We start from the raw sequence: 7193 nt of genomic DNA, 5'->3' as shown, positions 1-7193 counted from the left end.
TTCGAGGTGGAAGCATGGTGACATGTGGAGCTGACGAATACTAATCGATCGAGGACTTAACCACAATTTTTAACCGCGTTACTCGGTGAAAAGCGAACTTGGTGAAGACGTTATCTAGTTTTGAGAGAACATGTCTTTCAAAGGATCTTCTGCTAGAGACTGTCACGTCCTGTGACAAACGCAGAAGCCAGCACATCCTGTGCTAGTCTAGTTTTGAGAGAACATTCTCAAACATTTATCTGGTGATGATGGCGAAGAGGTCACACCCGTTCCCATGCCGAACACGGAAGTTAAGCTCTTCAGCGCCAATGGTAGTGAGGGGCTTCCCCTTGTGAGAGTAGGACGTCGCCAGGTTTTTTTGTATGATTCCGCAGTAGCTCAGTGGTAGAGCTATCGGCTGTTAACCGATCGGTCGCAGGTTCGAATCCTGCCTGCGGAGCCATGCTTCCATAGCTCAGTTGGTAGAGTGCTTCCATGGTAAGGAAGAGGTCACCGGTTCGAGCCCGGTTGGAAGCTTAATGTATAAAATTAGATTTGGCCCGTTGGTCAAGCGGTTAAGACACCGCCCTTTCACGGCGGTAACACGGGTTCGAATCCCGTACGGGTCACCAAGTAATTCGCGATGTACTTGTCGCACACATGCAATTGCACGTTCAGTGCTACGGAGGATTAGCTCAGCTGGGAGAGCATCTGCCTTACAAGCAGAGGGTCGGCGGTTCGATCCCGTCATCCTCCACCATAATAAAAACGAGAGATGAGAAGTCAGAATTCGGAATAAAGGATTCAATGAAGTTCTAAGTTCTGATGTTTAGAAAATCTGACCTCACACATCTGACATCTCACATCCAGATTGCCGGTGTAGCTCAATTGGTAGAGCAACTGACTTGTAATCAGTAGGTTGGGGGTTCAAGTCCTCTTGCCGGCACCAGAAGTTTTGTGGAGGGGTAGCGAAGTGGCTAAACGCGGCGGACTGTAAATCCGCTCCTTCGGGTTCGGCAGTTCGAATCTGCCCCCCTCCACCATTCTATAAGCTAACTATTAGATAAACTCATTTAACAAAAGTGTAAATGGGAGTTTATCTTTTGTTTATTTACAGAGGTTTCAGGGTATCCTACTTGTTATTGGGATGGTATGTAATCTATTGTCTAAAGGTATTGTTGATACATAATTTGTACTCAATTTATTGTTGACGATATTTCAAAATATGAACTTAAGATATTTATTTAATGGGCTATAGCCAAGCGGTAAGGCAACGGACTTTGACTCCGTCATGCGTTGGTTCGAATCCAGCTAGCCCAGCCATTTTTAATTCAACATTTTTAAATGAGCCATTAGCTCAGTTGGTAGAGCATCTGACTTTTAATCAGAGGGTCGAAGGTTCGAGTCCTTCATGGCTCACCATTCTAGAAGTGAGAAATCGGAAGTCAGAAGTCGGATTAAAGCATTGCTTTGAAGCGATGCATATATTTCAGACCTCTCGCATCTGATCTCTGACATCTAATAAGCGGGTGTGGCGGAATTGGCAGACGCGCTAGACTTAGGATCTAGTGTCTTTATGACGTGGGGGTTCAAGTCCCTTCACCCGCACCATACGAATTAAAATAAGCGGAAGTAGTTCAGTGGTAGAACACCACCTTGCCAAGGTGGGGGTCGCGGGTTCGAATCCCGTCTTCCGCTCCACCCGGGGCCTTAGCTCAGCTGGGAGAGCGCCTGCCTTGCACGCAGGAGGTCAGCGGTTCGATCCCGCTAGGCTCCACCATACATATAAAATTTTAACCTTAACCTCTGGAAATTGTGGTTAAGGTTTTTTTATTTAGGATCTATATTCCTCAAAGTTTAAATTATAGGTTCTACCGGCTATCATCTTAGATTGGAAAAGTTAAAATTTAATAAAGACAGAAATGGATGATATGCAAAACTATTTTTTTATTGTCTAACCTTCCTTAACCATCAAAAAACCGGATTATTGAAAAAGGAATCCGGCTTAATATTACATGTTTGCTTCTTTCGGCCGACATCACATTTTCTAGAGTGGTTCGGGCCAAGCAGAAATTTGTTAATAGATAACGGTGCAAATATTCCCACTACGGTACAATTATTCAGATCAAATCCTCTTTTGCAAAGAGAGACCCACATTGAGCTATCAATGTTGTAGTGAAAGAGAACCTATTTATTTAATGTAATATCCCCCATTTCTGTTTTAATACTTAGATTAGGGTTATTATTAGCATTATCTCCGTAAAATCCTTTTAATTCTTTACCGAGGGTATCTGAACTTTGGCTGCCCTCTGTTGTAACAGGTAAGTCTGTTTGAATTTCCCCCATTTGTGTGGAGATATCAAGATTGACACCTGCAGGTTCATTTTTCATTTCAACATCAACCTCGCCTAAAGTTGTTTTGATTTTATTTTGATCGTTAATTTCATTTAGCTGGAGTGATACACTTCCCTCTGCTGTCTTAATATTAAATGGAGAATCTAAATCATGAAGGGTTACATCTCCTATGGTCGTTTCACTAATAAATTCTTCGCCTTGAAACCCTTTTAGTTTTACTTCCCCCATATTCGTTATTAATTTTGCCCGTTTTGCTTCCAGCTTTAGTTCAGAAGAAATATCCCCCACATTTGTACGAATATCGATTAAGTCATAAGTTTTTTTCGGCAGGTAGATATGAAGAGCGATATCATCCTTTAACATATTAAAGTCGAAATTAAGGAAAGTTTTATTTTTTTGTTCCAGGGTGATTTCAAGGTTTTCTTTGTCCTCAATTGTATGGTACTCAGTTTTTAACCCTTTGCCAGTTGTACCTTTAAGCTCTGTCCGAACCTTGTCATCTTCAGAGATATGAAGGAGTACCTCTGCGTAATTGGCTCTCACAGTCATGTTTTTTAAATGTTCCCCCTCGAATGTCCGCTTTTCCATGACCTTTTGATTTTCAGCTCTTACTCCTAATAATAAAAGCGCTGTTGTTCCGACAATCCCTATAAATAATAGTAACAAACCGACCTTTAAATATTTTTTCATCTTCCATCCCCCAAGAATTGCAGATTTTGACCAGATTCACCCTTAATATAATTGAGGTTTGATCTGATATAATGAGTCTTCCATTTGAAAAATAATCTAGATATTTTAGTCGTTCCAACACCGATTAATAACCCCAAACCCGCCAGGCCAATTGTTATAAAAAGGTTTAATAAAAACTCATTCGTATTTTCTAAATAAAGTAAGGATGCGAAAGCTGCAAGCGGTGTAATAATAAACGCAAATAAAACATGCATAAGGAAAGAAGACCTATTGCTTCCCACAGGCAGAACCTATAGAAAAATCAAAATGAAGAATGCTAAGCCAATTGCTATGTAAACGCACGTACTAGATTTGATGCAGATTTTGTTTCTTCTGTTTTTCTAAATGAAAATTGGTGATACACTCACTCGCAAAAAGTTCAGGCTATCCTAATATGTTGTAATCTCCTCTTCAGATTTTCCGCGTTTAATTGGCATTCTAAAGTGCTCAACATACTCTTCTTTTGTTAACCTCCTAAGTAAAGGGGAGATGGTTCCATCGGCGATTAGGAACTTTTCTGAGATGCTTTTTACCAGCTTATACCCATGGATAACGCCATTATACAAGGGTAATAACCCTTTTTTTAAATTGAACAATTATTTTGTCTATTCTTTATAAAGTAAAACGTAGTGACACAAAATATTCCAATTACTCAAGGATATTATAATAAAAGCTACTGTTTAACGAAAGGTACAATGGTAACTTTAATTAATCCATTTAACGACAATTATAATTACCAAAAAAATGATTACTCTCCTTTTTAAGATAAATTTCCCGTATATATATACACAGATTTGCCGAGTTGAGTCATGAGGCTACTAGTCTGTAAAATAAAGAGAGAAGGAAAGGGAGGTCTTAATATGGAGAAAATTTCGATTATCGGGGTTCCGATGGATCTAGGTCAGCTGCGAAGAGGTGTAGATATGGGACCAAGTGCTATTCGCTATGCTGGAGTTATTGAGAGATTAGAAGCTTTAAATATTCAAATAGATGATTTAGGGGATATTGAAATAGGCAGGCCTGCTCGTTTTTCTGAAGAGCACACAACAGGCTTGAGAAACTTGAAAGCGGTATCGGAGGGCAGTATGAAGCTTGCCGAGAAGGTTGATACGGTCATTACAGAGGGTTCATTTCCACTTGTATTAGGTGGAGATCATAGTATTGCTATTGGGACGTTGGCAGGGGTGGCAAAGCATTATAAAAATTTGGGTGTTATCTGGTATGATGCCCATGGAGATTTAAATACAGAAGAAACATCTCCGTCAGGAAATATCCATGGCATGCCGCTTGCGGTTAGTTTAGGAATTGGTGATAAATCTCTGACTTCAATCTATGGGGAGCAGCCGAAAATTAAACCGGAAAATGTGGTGATTATAGGTGCCCGTTCATTAGATACAGGCGAACGAGAGCTTATTAAAGAGCTGGGGATTAAGGTGTACACGATGCATGAGGTTGATCGTTTAGGAATGACAAAGGTTATGGAAGAATCAATTGGATACTTAAAAGACAGAACAGATGGAGTCCATTTGTCTCTTGATTTAGATGGTATTGACCCGCATGATGCACCTGGAGTAGGCACACCAGTTATTGGCGGTATCAGCTATCGGGAAAGTCATTTAGCGATGGAAATGCTTGCTGAGTCGAATCTTATAACCTCTGCTGAATTTGTAGAGGTAAATCCGATACTTGATGAAAAAAACCAAACAGCAACAGTAGCTGTAGCTTTAATGGGGTCGTTGTTCGGAGAAAAGCTGCTGTAAGAAAAAGAGGCTGCTTTTTACATTAGATAGCAGTTAATGATTATTGACCTTAATATGACAATAACAAAATTGTATATCTGACATTATATAATTATTGGTACATCATTAAAATATAGTGGTGTACTTTTTTTATAAGACCTTTGAATGAAAATCATAGAGAAAATTATTAAAGGTAAATTGTTGTGACCCCTCACCGGTAATGAACGAAGCTGGAAAATGGCGAATTTTGTCGAATAATCGATAAATAGGAAATTTCGCAGATAATTGTGCTGTTTTCGAAGATATAATGAAAATTTCGAAGATAGTGGGTTCATTTTCGAAGATAACCCGCTTTCAGTTTAACATCGCGTCATTTTTTTAACAAATTCTTCTTAAGAATGAAGGCATCCTTTCATGAAACTCAATCGAGAGGGATAAAATGATAAAAAAACAGAAAATCCCTCAAAATTTCAAGCTCTTCTTCGATACTTTTTTCATGAACGAAGCAAGCTCAAAAAAATAATGGAAGATATACTTAACCAATAAATGTTATTAGTTCTTGCATTATTGATTTTGTTAGATTAAACTAATAATTAACCAGTGGTTAATTGAAGGAGGAGGCTATGTCACCCCGTAAACCATCTTCTCAAGAACTTACTAAAGAAATGATAAAAAATGAAGCACGTACTCAATTTGTTGAAAAAGACTTTCATCAAGTATCTATGCGCAGCATTGCTAAACAACTTGGTTGTAGTCATGGTGCACTTTATTATCATTTTAATAATAAAGCTGAATTATTTTATGCCATTATAGAAGAATATTTTTTGACTTTGAATAAGCTGATAGAGGAAATTGTCAATGATTCCGGTGATAATCATACAAAACTTAAAAATGTGTTTCTCCGTTTTATAGAATTCGGATTAAATCATCAAAGTCAGTATGAAATTATGTTTATGATAAGAAATACAGAGGTGGATGCGTTATCTCAAGAGGCGGCTAATCTTAGTTATCAACATTTCGCTCGGTCTGTTCAATCTTTGTCGATGAATAAATTATTAATTAGTGACATTTATTCCGCGTTTATAGCACTGCATGGCTTTGTCTCACATTATCGAGGATATTTTAATAGTTTTGAAGAAGCAAAAGACGCTGCTTATTTACATGTCGATTTTTTAGTCAAATCTCTCACTAATTTAGAACGCTCTAAGTCTGTTTAATTGATTTAGAGCAAAATTTTTAAATCTAATTGACCGGTGGTTAAATAAAAGGAGGAAGATTGGAATGAAAAAAGCATTAGTAGCAGGAGCATCCGGCGGAATGGGCTATGCCTTAGTTGGTGAATTAGTATCTAGAGGTGTAGAGGTTGTTGCCTTCTCTAGAGGAAAAGAAAAGTTAGAACATCTTTACAGTAATATGCCCAATGTTACTATATTTTCAGGAGATGCATTAAATCAAAGAGAACTGAATGAGGCAGCTAAAGGTGTGGATGTCATTTTTCATGCGGTAAGTTTTCCTTATCAAGAGTGGAGTGAAAAGCACCTACAATGTATAGATAATATTTTAGAAGTTGCAAAAACGCAGCGAGCCAAAATTGCTCTTGTCGATAATATATACGCTTATGGAATGCAAGCTAAGAAAATTGTGACAGAGGATACTAAGAAGGAACCGCACACTAAAAAAGGAAAAATTAGATTAGCAATGGAAACCAGACTGAAAGAAAGTAATGTACCAACGCTAATTGTCCATATGCCTGATTTATATGGACCAAATGCTGAAAACACAATTCTTAATGAAACTCTTAAAAGTGTGGTGCAAAATAAAAAAGCAAATTTTATAGGGAGTACCAAAGTAGCCAGAGAATTCATTTATACCAATGATGGTGCAAAAGCTATGGTTGAATTAGCACTTCGCCAAGATACTTATAATCAAAATTGGAACATACCTTCCATAAGTCCAATTACAGGAGAAGAGCTAATTGCCATTTTACGAGAAATAACAGGATACAAAAAGGCGGTTAGGGTAGTATCGAAAAATATGATTCGGTTTATTGGGATTTTTTCTCCCTTTATGAAGGAAGTGGTGGAAATGATGTATTTAACAGAAAGTCCAGTCTTACTGTGCGGGGAAAAGTATGAAAAAGAAATTAAGCCATTGCCCCATACTTCTTATAGACAAGGCATTCAGGAAACAATCTCCTGGATGAAAAAGAAATACCAGTAAAAGACAAGTCTATATACACCAGTTCCGAAAACTTTTGTTCAACTTACACCATGCTGGATTTCATCAAAAAGAAAGATTACAGAGCGAGTCGAAGAAAGCCAACTGCTTCAGCTGTGGGATGAATTCGATTATTAAATAAAAAAATGAAATAGAGTGCCCATTCTTGTCTCT

The 7193-nt window shown here is 38.0% G+C and carries 4 protein-coding genes, 11 tRNA genes, 1 rRNA gene and 1 pseudogene; 15 read left to right on the top strand and 2 right to left on the bottom strand.

Annotated elements, in window-relative coordinates; all coding sequences use genetic code 11:
* The first annotated feature begins 238 nt into the window (after window positions 1-238).
* The 12 genes from rrf (at window position 239) to IC621_RS19890 (ending at window position 1759) form a co-directional block, all read left to right on the top strand.
* A 5S ribosomal RNA gene (gene rrf / locus IC621_RS19945) occupies window positions 239-354 on the top strand.
* A 13-nt stretch (window positions 355-367) separates the two neighbouring features.
* Window positions 368-442: transfer RNA gene (locus IC621_RS19940), tRNA-Asn, on the top strand.
* Between the two features lies 1 nt (window position 443).
* Window positions 444-516, top strand: a tRNA-Thr gene (locus IC621_RS19935).
* A gap of 20 nt (window positions 517-536) precedes the next feature.
* Window positions 537-611: transfer RNA gene (locus tag IC621_RS19930), tRNA-Glu, on the top strand.
* A 52-nt stretch (window positions 612-663) separates the two neighbouring features.
* Window positions 664-739, top strand: a tRNA-Val gene (locus IC621_RS19925).
* Window positions 740-852: 113 nt separating this feature from the next.
* Window positions 853-928, top strand: a tRNA-Thr gene (locus tag IC621_RS19920).
* 10 nt (window positions 929-938) lie between these two features.
* Window positions 939-1022: transfer RNA gene (locus tag IC621_RS19915), tRNA-Tyr, on the top strand.
* Between the two features lie 205 nt (window positions 1023-1227).
* A tRNA-Gln gene (locus tag IC621_RS19910) sits at window positions 1228-1302 on the top strand.
* A 23-nt stretch (window positions 1303-1325) separates the two neighbouring features.
* Window positions 1326-1401: transfer RNA gene (locus IC621_RS19905), tRNA-Lys, on the top strand.
* 103 nt (window positions 1402-1504) lie between these two features.
* A tRNA-Leu gene (locus tag IC621_RS19900) sits at window positions 1505-1590 on the top strand.
* A gap of 15 nt (window positions 1591-1605) precedes the next feature.
* Window positions 1606-1680: transfer RNA gene (locus IC621_RS19895), tRNA-Gly, on the top strand.
* A 3-nt stretch (window positions 1681-1683) separates the two neighbouring features.
* Window positions 1684-1759 (top strand) — tRNA-Ala (locus tag IC621_RS19890).
* Window positions 1760-2166: 407 nt separating this feature from the next.
* Here IC621_RS19890 and IC621_RS19885 read toward each other — a convergent pair.
* Both IC621_RS19885 and IC621_RS19875 read right to left on the bottom strand, forming a co-directional pair.
* Entirely contained in the window at window positions 2167-3024 is an 858-nt protein-coding gene (locus IC621_RS19885) for a DUF4097 family beta strand repeat-containing protein (RefSeq protein ID WP_191160708.1), read from the bottom strand.
* Window positions 3025-3503: 479 nt separating this feature from the next.
* Window positions 3504-3611 (bottom strand): annotated as a pseudogene (locus IC621_RS19875) (PadR family transcriptional regulator); the annotation flags it as partial.
* 312 nt (window positions 3612-3923) lie between these two features.
* Between IC621_RS19875 and rocF the strand changes: the two are divergent.
* From rocF to IC621_RS19860, 3 genes are all read left to right on the top strand, one after another.
* Window positions 3924-4823, top strand: coding sequence for an arginase (gene rocF / locus IC621_RS19870; RefSeq protein ID WP_191160702.1), 900 nt, complete (start codon window positions 3924-3926; stop codon window positions 4821-4823).
* A gap of 602 nt (window positions 4824-5425) precedes the next feature.
* Window positions 5426-6019: a TetR/AcrR family transcriptional regulator gene (locus IC621_RS19865; protein ID WP_191160700.1), complete on the top strand. Its 594-nt coding sequence runs from the start codon at window positions 5426-5428 to the stop codon at window positions 6017-6019.
* Window positions 6020-6083: 64 nt separating this feature from the next.
* On the top strand, window positions 6084-7022 hold the full coding sequence (locus IC621_RS19860; RefSeq protein ID WP_191160698.1) for an SDR family NAD(P)-dependent oxidoreductase: 939 nt from the start codon (window positions 6084-6086) through the stop codon (window positions 7020-7022).
* Window positions 7023-7193: the final 171 nt, after the last annotated feature.

It is taken from the genome of Metabacillus arenae, assembly GCF_014773385.1.
Taxonomy (GTDB): domain Bacteria; phylum Bacillota; class Bacilli; order Bacillales; family Bacillaceae; genus Metabacillus_D; species Metabacillus_D arenae.
The sequence above is the reverse complement of the archived record's forward strand: the minus strand, read 5'-3'. Positions and strand labels throughout refer to the sequence as shown.